The organism is Paenibacillus sp. 1_12 (genome assembly GCF_900114475.1).
Taxonomy (GTDB): domain Bacteria; phylum Bacillota; class Bacilli; order Paenibacillales; family NBRC-103111; genus Paenibacillus_S.
On record NZ_FOTE01000002.1, the window covers coordinates 78,573 to 94,315 of the forward strand.

The following is a 15,743-nucleotide window of genomic DNA, read 5'->3' on the forward strand; positions in this document are numbered from 1 at the left end:
ACATAGAGTTGTCTCTCTTTGAACTCACTATCTGAAAACATAGAGCTATCGCTCTTTGAACTCACTTTTTTTGCTGCCGCATGGGGGCTTACCCTCCCAAACCCTCCCTACAGGGAGGGCTCCAAAGGGCCTTGCCCTCTGGACTCCCTGGTACGTGTGCGGATTTCACATTCTCGGGCCGCTTTGTTCCTATGGAACACGCTTGACTCTTGGGGGCTTACCCTCCCAAACCCTCCCTACAGGGAGGGCTCCAAAGGGCCTTGCCCTCTGGACTCCCTGGTCGTGTGCGAACTTTGCCGTTCTCGGGCCGCTTTGTTCCTGTGGAACACGCTTGACTATTGGGGCGAGTTCGCTTGCTCGTTTGCAACCTATGTTGTATTCTTATCGCTTTCGTCCCTTCGGGACACGCTTAACTATTGGAGTTATCCTTGTTCTTAAAGCTCTAGGCTGTGATAATCTTTGTTCATATGTGCCTTTAGAAGAGTACTATGTTTATTGACCAATGTAAAGCGTATTCCGTAGGAACGAAATCGTTTATACCCACCTAATGCTCACTAACTACTTATTCAACCATTTTCAAACGCGTCCGGGCTTTCCAAGATGATCCAAACCCAAACGCCCAATCGAACCTTAAATCCCATTCCAAGCGTGTCCCTTAGGGACGAAAGCGATCCGAGAACTCCGAAGTCTGTCTATCATCGAACCCTACATCCCATTCCAAGCGTGTCCCGCAGGGACAAAAGCGACCCGAGATCACCACAGGCCGCGTCCGATCCAGGGGAGTCCAGAGGGCCAAGCCCTTTGGAGCCCTCCCTTCAAGGGAGGGTTTGGGAGGGTTAAACGCTGGTTTGGGAGGGTTGAGCCTATAGCAGAACCAAAATCTCCTCCAGCTTCATTCCCCTAGAACCTTTGACAAGCACGACATCGTTTGGTGTGGCGTAGTTTGCGATGGCCTGCGCGAGCTGGCTTTTATCATCAAAATGCGTTACACAGTCGGGTTCATAAATAAGAGCAGCTTGCTCGGCTATGTGCTTCGACAATTTCCCGTACGTATAGATGCGATCAATTTTGTTGGGGTCTAACATCTGACCAATTTCTCGATGAAATTCAACCTCGCGTTCACCAAGCTCAAGCATGTCGCCCAATACAATGATTTTCCTATGGTAGCCCTGAAGCTCTTCCAGTAAATGAAGAGCCGCCTTCATCGAAGACGGACTTGCATTGTAAGCATCATTTAAAACAGTCAGTCCCATCGGAGTTTTCGTAAGTTCAATACGCATTCCTGTCATTACGCTTGCTTGCAAGCCTTCAGCTATAATTGGATGTGAGATATCAAAGTACATACCAACTGCTATTGCAGCAAGCGCATTGATCACATTATGAGATCCCAACACTGGAATGTAGAATTCGATGTCTAACCCGCTGAGTTGAAAATGAGTTCCCGCCGCATCCATTCGTACCTCCGCAGGCGTAAAGTCATTTTCTTGCCGGGCTCCGAAGGTGACCGTATTGAAGCCAAGCCCTTGTTCTCCCTCATGATGTTGTTCCCATTCAGGTAAAACCGCTTGTATCAGTGGATTATCACCGTTATATATTAGCGTGCCGCCTTTCTGCAGACCTGCTACAATTTCCGTCTTCGCTCTCGCGATTTCTTCTCTCGTTCCAAGCTGCAGTAAATGAGCTTCGCCGACATTCGTAATAATAGCAATTTCAGGTTCGGCAAGCTCAGATAAGAAGCGGATTTCTCCTCGACCGCTCATCCCCATTTCAAGCACAACTATCTCAGTATCTTCCTCTAATTGAAGCAGCGTGAAGGGCAAGCCGATATGATTGTTATAATTACCAATTGTTTTGTGCACCTTATACGTAGTAGCCAAAACAGCTGCTGTCATATCCTTAGTTGTTGTCTTTCCATTACTTCCAGTAATTCCCACAATTCGCACATTCAACTGTGAAAGATAGGATTTAGCCAGCGTTTGCAGAGCAATTAAGGTATCATCGACAAAAATCAATGGAATGCCTGCTGGAGGATGCTCATGATCATTTTGCCATAACGATGCTACTGCTCCTTTGGCTATAGCATCCTCAACAAATTGATGTCCGTCAAAAGCTTCACCAATCAAGGGTACATAAAGATTCCCCGCCTGAATCGAACGGGTATCTTTGGAAATGCCGCTAATCTGCAAATCAGTAATGTTGACGTCGCTTTGGGCAATTCCCTTGCACATCTCAGCGATCTGGGAGTATGAACGTTTAATCATGGTTTCGTCCCCTTATCGCTTCTTTGGCAACCAAACGATCATCAAAATCATGCTTGATCCCGTTTATATCCTGATAGGTTTCATGACCCTTACCCGCTATCAATACGACATCTCCATGAACGGCATTAGCAATTGCCAGCTGAATAGCAGCCCTACGGTCAGCGATAAGCTGATAGCGTTCAGCAGGAAAATCAACTTCCACAAGCCCCGGTACGATATCCAGTAAAATGCTCTGAGGATCCTCCTTGCGTGGGTTATCAGAGGTAACATATAAATAATCACTATAGCGGGCAGCGACCTTGCCCATAATAGGCCGTTTTAGACGGTCACGATCACCGCCGCAGCCGAAGACGCAATGGATGTGACCCTCAACAAATTGCGAAATGGTAGATAGTGCTTTTTCCAAACCGTCAGGAGTATGGGCGTAATCGACAAGTACGAGGAAGTCCTGTCCAGCGTCAACCACCTCCATTCGTCCTTCTACAACCGTGTTTGATTTCAAACGCTGACTAATCGCTTCCAAAGAAACTCCCTCAAGCAAAGCTGCCGTAACAGCTGCTAAAGTATTGTACACATTAAACTCACCAATCAGCTGGGTTTGAATAGGAATCGTACCCCTAAATGTCACACAGGTGAAAGCCGTACCTTGTGAAGTAATTTGGATATCTTCCGCTCGAACATCCGCTATACTATGGATTCCATAAGTAACCACCTGTGCCGAAGTCAGCTTGGCGTAATCCTCTGACGCAGAATCATCTGCATTAAGCACCGCATACCGCTGGTCCTGTGGAAGAGGTGAGTAGTCGTTGCCAAGACGGGCAAAGAGCAATCCCTTAGCCGCTTTATAGGCTTCCATCGAACCATGATAATCCAGATGGTCCTGGGTTAAATTTGTGAAAATCGCTGTACGAAAGCTGCATCCCTTCACTCTTCCCATATCTAGACCATGAGAGGAAACTTCCATCATGCAGTAATCGGTGCCAGCATCAGCCATTAGACGTAAATAACGCTGCAAATCGAACGATTCCTGCGTGTTTGACCCATGATTGGTTATATAATCAGAACCAATTTTTATTTCAATGTTACCCATCAATCCTGTTACATGGCCTTGGCTACTTAGAAGCTTTTCAAGCAGATAGGTTGTTGTCGTTTTACCATTCGTTCCGGTAATGCCGATCAGCTTAAGCTCCTTACTGGGATAGCCGTATAGATGGCAGGAAATCTCCGCTAATGCGGACCATGTATCTTTAACAAAGAGTTTTGGGACTGTGCTATCCACATCATGTTCGACTACTAAAGCAACCGCACCATTGCTAACTGCCTGCTCTACATAAAGATGCCGATCTTCGATCCCATTTTTGGCAGATATGCAAACAAACAAATCGCCTTTTTTGACTTTTCTGGAGTCAATTTCAATGCCTGTGATTTCTATATGGCCATTGCCTTCAATACGGCTAACCGCAAGCTGCGAAGCCAATTCATTCAGCTGCATGAGCTTCCCTCCATTTTTTACACATGGTATCTATTATGGACAAAAAAAGTGCTGCTGAAAAGCCTCTTTTTTAAATTGTCGTTATTTAATTATTCCACTTGAGGAGGAGGTGCCGTTTCCGATAAATATATGCGGATTGTCGAGCCTTGCTCCAGCTTGGCACCTGCTTTAGGAACCTGATTGACAACATAGGAGCCAACACCTGACTTAGCGAGCAGGAAGTTCGAATTCAGATTTTCATAAATATCTGTAATGCTCATGCCGATCACATTTGGAACCTCCACCATACGGGTGTCCCCATAAACGTATTTCTTTTCCAACTGGTCCTTCCGCTCGGGTACCTGCATATAACGAAGAGTATCCTCCATAATACTTTTGACAATAGGAGCAACAATCAAGCCTCCGAACTGAAGCCCTTGCGGATTATCCACAGCGGTATAGACAACAATTTTGGGATCATCAGCAGGTGCAAAGCCAATAAAAGATACGATATGATCTGTAGGGGAATAGCGACCATTCACGACTTTTTGAGCCGTTCCAGTTTTTCCGCCAACCCGATAACCTTCAATAAATGCATTGCGACCGGTTCCGTTCGCAACGACGCTTTCCAGTGTTTCTCTAACTTGCTTGGAGGTTGCCTCCGATATAACTTGCCTGACCAGCTCCGGTTGTACCTTATCGATCATTTGGTTGCTGCCCGGCTGATACCAGCCCCTTGCTACAAATGGCTTGTAAAGCTTACCCCCGTTGATCGCTGCCGAAACCGCTGTAATCTGTTGAATCGGCGTTACCGACACACCTTGACCAAATGCTGTAGTAGCTAGTTCGACAGGGCCGACACGCGACATTTTGAACATAATGCCATTCTCTTCGCCGCCGAGGTCAATCCCGGTTTTGGTACCAAAGCCAAACCTAGTAATATAATCGAACAGCTTCTCTTTACCGAGCCTCTGGCCCATTACGACAAAACCAGGGTTACAGGAGTTTTCGACTACCTGTAGGAAGGTCTCGCTTCCATGACCGCCACGTTTCCAGCATCGCAATCTGGCACCAGCAACCTCAATATAGCCAGGATCATAAAAAGCATCAGTAAGCTTAACCTTTTTCTCTTCTAATGCAGCTGCTAATGTAATAATTTTGAATGTCGAGCCTGGCTCATATGTCATCCAAATCGGTAAATTACGGTCATAGCTCTCTTTGGGGAAGTCACGAAAGTTGCCGGGATCATAACCAGGTCTTCCTCCCATCGCAAGGATTTCACCGTTATTAGGATCCATGACGATAGCAATCGCGTGCTCAGCCTGATATTTCACCATCGCTTGATCAAGCTCGCGTTCCAATATGGACTGAATATGACTATCCACCGTCAGCTGCAGGTTCATCCCATCACGCGGTTTCACATAAGCGTCTGTTGAATTCGGCATTTGCCTTCCTGCCGCATCTGCCAAAAAGGAGACACTTCCACCCAAGCCTGTCAAAGGCTTATCATACTTTAATTCTATGCCCGTAAGTCCTTGATTATCAATACCAGTAAACCCAAGAATGTGAGCAGCAAGCCCCCCAAAAGGATAGTACCTTTTATTGTCCTCCGCAACCACGATGCCAGGAAGATTTAGAGAACGAATTTCCTGGGCTTTTTCCTGGGTTATCTTCCGGCCACCGGGTTGAATACGAACGATTAACTGCCTCTGTGTAATCTGCTTAAGCAGCGCTTCCTCATTCAGCTGAAGCATGGAAGCCAGCTGAGCTGCTACCGACTTGGCATCTTTGACCTGTGCTGGAATGGCCATTACCGTTGGTGAACTAATATTGTAGGCAAGCTGAATCCCGTTCCGGTCCAGAATCTCACCACGTTTGGCTGCAAAAGGAATATTGCGGCGCCATGAGTCTTCAGCTTTTTCTGATAGCTCCGGCCCTAACCATATTTGGACAAAACCAAGCCTTATGATTAATGCAATAAACAAAAAAGTACCGATAATAAGTGCAATAAATAGTCGACGTCGAACCTTAGTTTGAGTTGCTTTCATGACTGTCCGTTCCCCTCCTGAACTGAATCTGGGACTGCTTCATTTCCAGACTATTCAGGACAAACAGTGGTTAGAACAAGCCTACCTTGCCGGAGGGTCGGTTTTTTTGGCAGAAGCTTCATTGACTTTGGTCGATTCTGCGGTTTTTATGGGACTATTCGGTTTGACAGCTGTTTCCTTCTTATCTGTCTTCGCTGGTGGAGAAGGCGTTGTTGCTGGAGGAACTTGTGCATCAGAAGTCGGCCCCTGCAGCAGCTCACTGTATGGCTTAAGCTGTAAAATGAGCTGTCTGACATCACTATCACCAGTTAAAGATTGGGATGCAACATACCCTTCCCCTACAGATTGACATTTTATTTTAATGAATGTGCATACTTCCATGGCGTCCCGTAATGATTTGCCTGTCATATCCGGGATTGGCAGATCACCGCTTTCTTGAAGCACCACATAAATTCGTTGGTCAGAGCTGATATCGGTCCCGACCGCTGGCGACTGTGCGATAACTTTACTACCTTTTCCAATGGTTTCAACGATAACACCAAATTTATTCATCACATTTTTGGATTTCTCAACAGTTTGGCCCGTTAGATCAGGCATCAACATTTCATCTGCCTTCTCCGCTGTTTTCATTTGTTGTGTATTGGATGGCACGCCCATATAACGCAGGGTTTGCGACACAATTTCTTTAAATGCCGGAGGCGCCACCTCACTACCACGATGATAGTCTCCACCCAGATCCGGTTCATCCGCGATTATCGTCACTAAAATTTTGGGATTTTCAACTGGCGCATAGCCAATAAAAGATACAACCCATTTGCCGTCCGCGTAACCTTTACCACCTGGCTCAACTTTGTTGGCTGTTCCTGTTTTTCCAGCAACGCGATATCCTTCGATATAAGCATTACGTCCTGTTCCAATGGCTTGATCGCTAACTACTTGTTCCAAGTACTCGGTTACCTGCTTGGCAGTCCGCTCGGATACGACCTGTCGAATCACTTCCGGCTCAAAGGTTTGAATAACTTCCTTGCTCTTAGGGTTCAAGATATCTTTGACTACATGAGGTACCATCAGCTTACCGCCATTGGCAATCGCAGCATACGCTGAAGTTTGCTGTATCGCAGTAGTCGTTATACGTCCTTGCCCATAAGTAGCCGTTGCATAATCAGATGGATATTTCATCGCTACAATACCAGGAATCTCCCCTGGTAAATCAATCCCTGTTTTAGCTCCAAAACCAAATTTTTCGATATATTTCTTAAGCTTGTCCTGACCCAGCTTCTCATAGCCAAGCTTAACAAAAGCAACATTACTTGAGCGCTTTAATCCATCCAGATATGAAATTGGGCCCCATCCAACAATATTATGGTCATGTAGGGTCCGCCCTGGCACTTGAATAGCCCCCGACTGATACTTATCTTCGGGAAAGAACAAGTTTTCCTCAACGGCTGCAGCTAGCGTGACAATCTTGAAGGTCGAGCCTGGCTCATACTGGGAGGCAACCGTATTATTAATAAAGTCACTCTGATTTTTATAATCCCAATACTTGTTAGGGTTGAAATTTGGGGTGCTCGCCATCCCCAGTATTTCCATCGTGTTCGGGTCAACCGCTATTGCAGTCAAACTTTTAGGGTTATACTTGGCATTCACCTTTTCCAGTGCGCTTTCAATGTAGAATTGAATATTTTTGTCGATCGTCAATCTAACAATGCTGCCATCCACTGCAGGTTGATAGTTAACCTTAGCATCTGGAAGCTCGACTCCGGTTCTATCCTTTTCATAGCTTCTATTTCCGGGAATACCTTTAAGAAAACTGTCAAAACGGGATTCCAGACCTGTTAGCGCTCTACCCTCTTTATCTGTATAACCGAGTACATGCGAGGCAAGCTTGCCTCCAGGATAAAACCGTTTTTGTTCCTTTTGAAGGTAGATTCCAGCATTTTTAACATTCGCCTTTTTCTTGAGCATATCTACGAAACTCTTGACCTTGTCAGCGACCTCTGTATCAATTTTCCAGCCTTCATTGTGTATTTCTACCTGTGACAGCAGTGTCTTGTTATCGCTACTCTTTTTTTTATTAAGCAGTGTCCGGATTTTTTCTTCTAAAGCAGAAATTGAAGCGGGATCATCAGAAGTTTTTAAGATCTCAGCCAAGCCTTTAACGACATCCTGCTCCAAATGATTGTCTTGAATGATAACCGGGTTTAGCGCTAGTGTATAAGCAGGGGAATCCTCTGCAAGCACCTTGTCATTACGATCGACAATCATCCCTCTGACAGGGCGGAGCACATCTTCTTTGGCCCATCTCTCTTGTGCGGATGACAGTAAACTAGCCCCCTGCACAACCTGAACCCAGTAAAGTCTGCCTACTATTGCAACAAAAAAGAGGGTAAACAACCCTCCAATGAGTAATGATCTAAGCTTTACTTTTTTTGTCATTTCGACTCCTCTCTCCCATTCATATAGCAGATGATTAAGGGGCGATTTCTGTCGTTTTTTGATTTACTGCCGTCGCACTAGAAGGGACTTTTGGATCTTTTAGGGACACTTTGCTGATTTGCTTGTCCTCAGGTGGACCCAAGCCAACTTTGTTTGCTTCTGTTCTTAGGCGATCAGGACTCGATAAGGCTTCTACTTTATGCTTTAACACACTGTTCTCCGCCTGCAGCATTTGAATATCGGTCTCAAATTTCAAAATCTTCGTGTTCATTTCATAGATTTGGGCATAGCGCCAAATAATCAAGCTGGCCACTGATACGCAAACGAGCACCGTAAATAAATAGAGCAGCTTCTCCTGAACCGGGAGTGACCTATTCCGGTAAACGACCCTCTTCGTTTCCTTGACTGTAACCTTTTCTTTCTGAGCGGGACGTGGCTGAGTTGCCGAACTTCCGTGCATGTATGCAGGCATTGAGATATTTCCTCCTTCACTAATTAAGTATTGTATAAGAAACCTCTAGCGAGGTTTTTCAGCGGAGAGCAACTACGATCCATATGTAGGTTATCTTGAAATATATGAATGTTCAGTAATACTAAAACATATGAATTCTGATATGATAAGAAAAGCTCCTATACGGAGCACCATCGTTGAAGAAACATCCATATCTATGAAGAAGCTTTTCTTGCAAGAGATAAGAATGGTTCAGCTCCGCTGAAAAATATAAATTCTTACCTCTTAAGAAAAGCCCCAGAATGGAGCCCATTCGACGAAGATCAATCCGTATCGTAGCGGAAGCTTTTATGTGAGATCTCTAGCTAAAAAAGAAACTTAAATATGCAGCTTTTCAGCGATTCTCAGCTTAGCTGAGCGCGCTCTGGAATTAGCATCCAGCTCCTCTTCACCAGCTTCTATGGGCTTACGGTTAACGAGTTTAACTATACCTTTGGTGCCACACACACATATTGGAAAATCGCCTGGACATGTGCAACGCTCGACATATTTGGCAAAGGTTTGTTTGCAAATACGATCTTCCAGGGAATGGAAAGTGATGACTGCCACTCTACCTCCAGGAGACAAACAGCGGATTGATTGCTCCAACGCTTCTTCGAACACACCTAATTCATCGTTAACTGCTATTCGTAAAGCCTGGAAACTACGTTTGGCTGGGTGTGGACCATTGCGTCGTGCGGCAGCAGGAATACCTTCCTTAATAAGCTCGACAAGCTGACCCGTCGATTCAATGGAACCTTTAGCGCGTGCCGCCACGATCTTGCCAGCAATACGTTTGGCGAATTTTTCTTCCCCGTATTCAAATAAAATACGTACAATTTCTTGCTCTGGCCAGTCATTAACAATCTCTCTTGCCGTTAATTTCGCAGTGCGATCCATTCGCATATCCAGTTCAGCATCATGGTTATAGCTGAAGCCCCGTTCAGCTTCATCCAGCTGTGGAGAGGAAACACCCAGATCGAACAAAATCCCATCCACCTGCGGTTGACCGCTCTTCATAACTTGCGGTATCTGTTTCAGCTGTTCCTCCAAAAAACGAAAGTTGCTTCGTACCAGCTTGACCCTATCCATCAGGGTAGCTAGTCTTTCCTCAGCATGGGCCAAAGCTGCATCATCTTGATCAAAAGCAATCAATAGACCTTGACTGCTTAAACGGGAAGCGATTTCGTAGCTATGCCCCGCTCCACCAAGTGTGCAATCCACGTAAACACCATCTGGCTTAATTTCCAATCCTTCTACAGCTTCTTGCTTCAATACAGTAATATGATGAAACATCGTTATCCTCCTAGGAGTTTTGCTTAGCAAAACTGGCTTCATAAGTGTTACTAAGTTCTATTTAACAAAACTTCGTAAACACTGTTGAGTTTTGCGTAGCAAAACTGACTTCGTAAGTTGATTTGTTTACAATGGCTAGAGATCGAAGTTAAAATCAACAAGCTTTTCGGCTATTTCGTTGAAGGAATCGTTCGATTGCTGGAAATAGTTTACCCATATTGGCTTGCTCCAAATCTCAACACGATTGGAAACACCGATAACGACGCAATCTTTATCCAATTTCGCATATTCAACAAGGTTATTTGGTAAATTAATCCTGCCCTGCTTATCCAATTCACATTCCCCGGCTCCGGAGAAAAAGAACCGACTAAAGGCACGGGCATCTGACTTCATGAGTGATAAAGCTTTCAGCTTTTGCTCAAGCACCACCCATTCTTCCATAGGGTATACAAATAAGCATTGATCTAAGCCTCGAGTGACAATGAAGGTTGTTCCAAGGGATTCGCGAAATTTAGCTGGCACAATGATACGGCCTTTTTCATCGATGCTGTGCTGAAATTCGCCCATGAACATATACCTTCACCCCTTTTTACCACTTTACCCCACTTTCCACCACTTTGTATAGTTTAATTCTCTAGAAAAAATAAAAATCCTGCTAATGAGCAGGATTTCAATACAAATATTTTATTTATCTTTTTCCTCTACAAAGCTATCCGACGCCTCATTTGGTTGCGCTTCACCATTTTCTTCAATCAGCTTTTTACGTATTTCCATCATTTTTTTCTTTCTGGAACGTCTGACAAGGACAATCGGCAGAAGGATCAGAAAGAGTACAAGAGCAACAGGCAGCACCGCGGCTGCAGCAACAATTAGCCATTCAAAAACAACCGTGAGAACGACAGCACTTTCATTTAATGCGGAAGCTATTCGTTGGAACAATGGACCTCGGTCATTCGCCTGAATAACAGCGACTGATCCCATCTTCTGGGCAAGTCTGACTTCGATCGTTGAGTACGATACATTTTGCTCTAAGTATCTCATCCGACCCTTAATGCGTTCGATTTCTTCCTGAACCTTTCCCAACTCATTGGAAAATGCCAATAACTCGTCGGTTTTTGATGCCTTTTCCATAAATGCGATCAATCGGCTTTCTACCACTTGTTTGGCCTTTAATCTGGAGGTAAGATCTACGAATTCCTCAGAGACATCCTGTCCCTGCATATTTTTCTTGGCAGACGGATTAATCGTTTCTAACTGCTTCATTAAGGATTGAAAACCATTGGCTGGCACCTTAATTACGAACATTCCGCTCTTTTCATAGTTATTTTCGTTTTCATTGAATTGCAAAATGTAACCGCCTGCCTGACTCACTGCGGACTCGATCTTTGCCTGTGCCTCCTCATACTTGTCGACCTGCATCGTAATATTCGCTTTATAAATAATTTTACGTTCAACTGCCATTTCGCCTAAGGCGTTTCCGTTGAAGCTGTCCGCTTGCTTAGGTGCGCTCGCTTTTTCCTTTGGTTGCGAGTTCATCTCCATGGCAGGCGCTGCCGCTTCACCAGCAGGTAGAGCTGCCTTCGCATCTGATTTCTGTTCCATCTGAGTGCTAGCAGCAGCCATTGGAGCAGAAGCGGTAGAATCGCCTTTCTCTCTGGCAGCCGAGCAACCGGTCAGCAGAACGACCAGAAGCGCAGCCAGAATCCAGCGCTTGGTACTCATCTTCTTCAAGCTCTTAATCACACTTGCTTCTTGAATTTGTTCCATTCAGATTCCCCCCATATTTGTTTTGGAATCACAGTAACACCACTTCGCATGAAGTGCCGAAAGCTTAGTTATCTTCTAAACGTGGGAGAATGTGGGATTGTTGCAGTCAGCTGGATATTCAAAGAAATATAGGGATCTCCAACAAAAAGAGGCCCTCAGGCCTCCATTTGAACAATATGAACGATCCAACAGCAGTTCACTTCAAGCTGCCTACTTTCTAACATAAATCTTATCCTACTTCCTTTAGAAAACGGTACTGCGCTTGAATTAATCCATAATAGATTCCCTGCTGCTTCATTAGATCGTCATGATTTCCCTGCTCCATCAACTCACCATGGTCCAACACAATAATATTGTCTGCGTTTCGAATGGTTGAAAGACGGTGAGCGATAATAAAGGAGGTTCTTCCGGCTAGCAGGGTCTTAAGTGCTTCCTGAATTTTCAGCTCGGTTTCAGTATCAATACTAGCGGTAGCTTCATCCAAAATAAGTATGCGTGGATCTGCAAGAAGGGCCCGTGCAAATGAAATGAGCTGTCTTTGACCCATGGAAAGCATATTGCCACGCTCTTGAACCTCGGTATCATAGCCCTGCGGCATATCGACAATAAAATCATGGGCGCGAACAGCCTTCGCTGCAAATTCGACCTCTTCGTCAGTCGCATCCAGCTTGCCAAAACGTATATTATCGCGAATCGTACCCGAAAAAATAAATGTATCCTGCAGCACAATCCCCACTTGCGAGCGTAAGCTCGAAACCGTCACTTCACGAATATCGTGTCCATCAATAGTAATACTGCCACTTGTGCTGTCATAAAACCTGCATAAAAGATTGATAATAGTGCTTTTGCCTGAGCCTGTATGGCCTACCAATGCTATTGATTGTCCCGCTTTCACACTAAGATCAATGCCTTTCAAGGCTTTCCGGCCTGGTTCATATTCAAACTCGACCTGCTTCAATTCAATATCCCCGCGAACGTTCGGCAGCTCTTTGGCATTCAGCGCTTCCGGTACGTTGGGCTCTTCATCGATAAATTCGAAAATCCGCTCGGAGGATGCCATTGCGATCAGCATCTGTGAATACATCTGTCCCAATCGATTGATGGGCTCCCAGAAAAATCCGATATAGGTGGCAAAAGCAACAATGATTCCGACACTAATTTCCTCCGACTGAATCAAATAGGCCCCGAACCAGAACAAAATACAATAGCCAATCGCTCCTGTTACTTCAATGATCGGATTAAATGACTGATTAAGCGTTGATGCCCGATCCCACGATTTATGATTGCTTAAATTCATATGGTTAAAAAACGACATATTCTCTTTTTCCTGCGAAAATGCTTGAGTCACCTTAATGCCTTGAATACATTCATTCAAATGGGCATTGATCCGGGACTGCTTGGATTGCACCACCTGCCATGCGCGTCGAATATGAATCCTAAGCTTGGTCGAAATGAAAAACATGATGGGCACAGTAACAATAATGGCCGCACCCAGTTTCATATTGAAATACAGCAGGATGAAAATAATACCGACCAATTGTACACAATCCATCAAAAGGTTAACGACACCATTCGTGAACAAATCCTGCAAGGAGTTCACATAGTTCGTTATTCGCACGAGGATGGAACCAGCCGGGCGTTTATCGAAAAACTTGAATGATAGCTTCTGGATATGACTGAACAAGTCGTGCCGCAAGTCATAGATTACCTTTTGTCCAATCTGATTCGTAAACCGAATCCGGTACGTATTGGCTGCCCACTGGATGATATAGAGCAGAAGCATGCCGCCCACGCACTGAAACAGCAGCCTGGCGTCTCCTCCCTCACGAAGCGCATTATCGATAGCGTAAGCAATCAGGAGCGGATTAAACAGCTTTGTCAGTGCTCCGACAATCATCATCGTGATAATAACAGGAAGAATTTGTTTCGTGTAAGGCTTCAGATACTTGCCGAGTCGTTTGACCTGTCCCCAATCAAACTCTTTATCCAGCACCTCATCATCCTGATAAACGAAGCGTTGGCCTGTTTGCGTATCCATCCCGCTCCCGGTTGTTGATTTGTCCTCTTGACTCAATGCGTATACCCCCCATTATGTTGACCCGTTGCGGCTGCCTGACGAACCCCTTGCGCCTCCTCGTGAAGGTGAGCCGTTTTGTCCAGTATCATGCTATCTGGAACTATCTCTTGCGGCTGATCAGCAAACTGGATTTTATACGTTTCCAAATAACGTCCTTCCTGCTGCATAAGCTGCTTGTGTGTACCTCTTTGTACAATTTGGCCTTTATCGAGCACAATAATTTCATCCGCATGCCTTAATGATGAAATGCGGTGAGCGATAATAAAAGTCGTACGCCCCTTCATCAGTTCTTGAAAGCCCTGCTGAATCTCATGCTCGGTTTCCATATCAACAGCGCTTGTTGCATCGTCCAAAATCAGGATTTTGGGATTTTTGAGCAGCGCACGTGCAATCGCTATCCGCTGCTTCTGACCACCGGAAAGACCCATCCCCCGTTCACCAACAATGGTTTCGTAGCCGAGCGGCATCTCCATTATGAAGTCATGTGCTTTGGCCAGTCGTGATGCCTGGATAATCTGCTCCATGGAAACATTTCTGACCCCATAGGCAATATTGTTCAGAATCGAGGAGGAGAATAGAAACGTTTCCTGGAATACAATCGCCATATGCTCACGCAAGCTTTCCATTGTAACATCCCTAATGTCTCGGCCGTCGAGCGTAATGGAGCCTTCTTTGACGTTATAGGCTCTAAGCAGCAGTTGAATGACGGTTGATTTGCCTGAACCCGTTCCGCCGAGCAAGCCTATGACAGAGCCAGCTGGCGCATCGACCTGAAAGTCCCGCAATGCAGGCTGTTGATCCGTATAAGCAAACGATACATGATCAAACTTCACATGCCCCTTTACCTGATCGGCTTGCAGCGACACGGCGTTATCCTTGTTCTTCACATGCACGTATTGATGCAAAATTTCCAATAACCGTTCTCCAGCAGCCTTGGATTGGGTAAAGTTGTTAATATGGAACCCAATTTGCCACATGGGACCGATGATATACCACATCAAACTGAAAAAAGCGGCAAGCTCTCCCAAGGTGAGGCTGCTGTTAATGACCATCCAACCACCGACACCAAGCAGGATAACTACACTTAAATTCGCAAACAATTCCATTAGTGGAAAGTATTTAGCCCAAATACCCGAGGTCGTCACGTTATTCAGCTTATAGTCTTCGTTACGTTCGGAAAACTTTTCGATTTCATAAGGCTCTCTGGCAAAAGACTTGACCGTACGGACACCAGTAATATTTTCTTGAACCGATGTTGTCATATTGCTCATCGATTTACGTACCGAACGAAACGCCGGATGGATTTTACCCTCAAAACGAATAGCCGTAAATACGAGAAAAGGCATCGACACCATCGTAATCAGCGTCAGCTTCCAATTGATTGTCATCATCATAATGGAGCCAAAGGTAAGCATCATCACCACATTTAAAATTTGTACAAATCCGAATCCGATAAAATCGCGCACGGCCTGCAAATCCGCCGTTAGCCGCGACATCAGGTCACCCGTTCTTGCTTTGTCATAGTATTGAAAGGATAAGTATTGCAGCTTCTTGTACAACGCATTCCTGAGATTAAAGGCAGTGTAGTTCCCCAGCTTCGAGCTAAATACACCATGCATAAATTGAAAAAACGCTTTACAGGTGATCACAGCGACTACAATCAAAGAAAGATAAGGAACCTCTGAAAATTGCTGCTTCCCGATCACATTGTCGATCAAATACCGCAGCAAATTCGGGTAAACCAGCCCCAGCGCCGTAGCTGTCATAAGTGACAAAATTGACGCAATCAAAAATCTCTTTTCCGACCAATAAAACTCCTTCAACTGCTTGAAAACTTCCATGTTACCCTCCTCAGGTTGTACGGCTGCAAAACGGCATTCTAAACAAAGCAGCCCAC

General features: G+C 45.1%; 10 protein-coding genes. All 10 read right to left on the reverse strand.

Annotated elements, in window-relative coordinates; all coding sequences use genetic code 11:
- Positions 1-863: 863 nt before the first annotated feature.
- The 10 genes from murF to BM210_RS04400 all read right to left on the reverse strand — a co-directional run bounded on the left by murF (position 864) and on the right by BM210_RS04400 (position 15,687).
- Positions 864-2,261, reverse strand: a complete 1,398-nt coding sequence (murF, locus tag BM210_RS04355) for a UDP-N-acetylmuramoyl-tripeptide--D-alanyl-D-alanine ligase (protein ID WP_091164909.1) — start codon at positions 2,259-2,261, stop codon at positions 864-866.
- A complete protein-coding gene (locus BM210_RS04360; RefSeq protein ID WP_091164910.1) occupies positions 2,254-3,753 on the reverse strand; it encodes a UDP-N-acetylmuramoyl-L-alanyl-D-glutamate--2,6-diaminopimelate ligase in 1,500 nt (499 codons plus the stop codon). Before BM210_RS04360 ends, murF begins: the two co-directional genes overlap by 8 nt.
- 89 nt (positions 3,754-3,842) lie before the next feature.
- Complete coding sequence (locus BM210_RS04365) at positions 3,843-5,780, reverse strand: stage V sporulation protein D (RefSeq protein WP_091164912.1); 1,938 nt, start codon at positions 5,778-5,780, stop codon at positions 3,843-3,845.
- An 81-nt stretch (positions 5,781-5,861) separates the two neighbouring features.
- The gene (locus BM210_RS04370; RefSeq protein WP_091164913.1) at positions 5,862-8,216 is read right to left on the reverse strand and encodes a penicillin-binding transpeptidase domain-containing protein; all 2,355 of its coding nucleotides are present in this window, start codon (positions 8,214-8,216) and stop codon (positions 5,862-5,864) included.
- 34 nt (positions 8,217-8,250) lie between these two features.
- Complete coding sequence (ftsL, locus tag BM210_RS04375) at positions 8,251-8,688, reverse strand: cell division protein FtsL (protein WP_091164915.1); 438 nt, start codon at positions 8,686-8,688, stop codon at positions 8,251-8,253.
- Positions 8,689-9,045: 357 nt separating this feature from the next.
- Positions 9,046-10,002 carry a 16S rRNA (cytosine(1402)-N(4))-methyltransferase RsmH gene (rsmH, locus tag BM210_RS04380; RefSeq protein ID WP_091164917.1) on the reverse strand — a complete coding sequence of 319 codons (957 nt, stop codon included), beginning with the start codon at positions 10,000-10,002 and terminating at the stop codon, positions 9,046-9,048.
- A 135-nt stretch (positions 10,003-10,137) separates the two neighbouring features.
- Positions 10,138-10,575, reverse strand: a complete 438-nt coding sequence (gene mraZ / locus BM210_RS04385; RefSeq protein WP_091164919.1) for a division/cell wall cluster transcriptional repressor MraZ — start codon at positions 10,573-10,575, stop codon at positions 10,138-10,140.
- 111 nt (positions 10,576-10,686) lie between these two features.
- Positions 10,687-11,769 carry a DUF4349 domain-containing protein gene (locus BM210_RS04390; protein WP_091164921.1) on the reverse strand — a complete coding sequence of 361 codons (1,083 nt, stop codon included), beginning with the start codon at positions 11,767-11,769 and terminating at the stop codon, positions 10,687-10,689.
- Positions 11,770-11,998: 229 nt separating this feature from the next.
- Entirely contained in the window at positions 11,999-13,807 is a 1,809-nt protein-coding gene (locus BM210_RS04395; RefSeq protein WP_091166118.1) for an ABC transporter ATP-binding protein, read from the reverse strand.
- Between the two features lie 32 nt (positions 13,808-13,839).
- A complete protein-coding gene (locus BM210_RS04400; RefSeq protein WP_091164923.1) occupies positions 13,840-15,687 on the reverse strand; it encodes an ABC transporter ATP-binding protein in 1,848 nt (615 codons plus the stop codon).
- Positions 15,688-15,743 lie beyond the last annotated feature (56 nt).

Coding starts and splice junctions, on each gene's coding strand:
- BM210_RS04390 (WP_091164921.1), bottom strand. CDS start 11,769: ATGGAACAAATTCAAGAAGCAAGTGTGATTAAGAGCTTGAAGAAGATG.
- BM210_RS04400 (WP_091164923.1), bottom strand. CDS start 15,687: ATGGAAGTTTTCAAGCAGTTGAAGGAGTTTTATTGGTCGGAAAAGAGA.
- rsmH (WP_091164917.1), bottom strand. CDS start 10,002: ATGTTTCATCATATTACTGTATTGAAGCAAGAAGCTGTAGAAGGATTG.
- murF (WP_091164909.1), bottom strand. CDS start 2,261: ATGATTAAACGTTCATACTCCCAGATCGCTGAGATGTGCAAGGGAATT.
- BM210_RS04370 (WP_091164913.1), bottom strand. CDS start 8,216: ATGACAAAAAAAGTAAAGCTTAGATCATTACTCATTGGAGGGTTGTTT.
- ftsL (WP_091164915.1), bottom strand. CDS start 8,688: ATGCCTGCATACATGCACGGAAGTTCGGCAACTCAGCCACGTCCCGCT.
- BM210_RS04360 (WP_091164910.1), bottom strand. CDS start 3,753: ATGCAGCTGAATGAATTGGCTTCGCAGCTTGCGGTTAGCCGTATTGAA.
- mraZ (WP_091164919.1), bottom strand. CDS start 10,575: ATGTTCATGGGCGAATTTCAGCACAGCATCGATGAAAAAGGCCGTATC.
- BM210_RS04365 (WP_091164912.1), bottom strand. CDS start 5,780: ATGAAAGCAACTCAAACTAAGGTTCGACGTCGACTATTTATTGCACTT.
- BM210_RS04395 (WP_091166118.1), bottom strand. CDS start 13,807: ATGGATACGCAAACAGGCCAACGCTTCGTTTATCAGGATGATGAGGTG.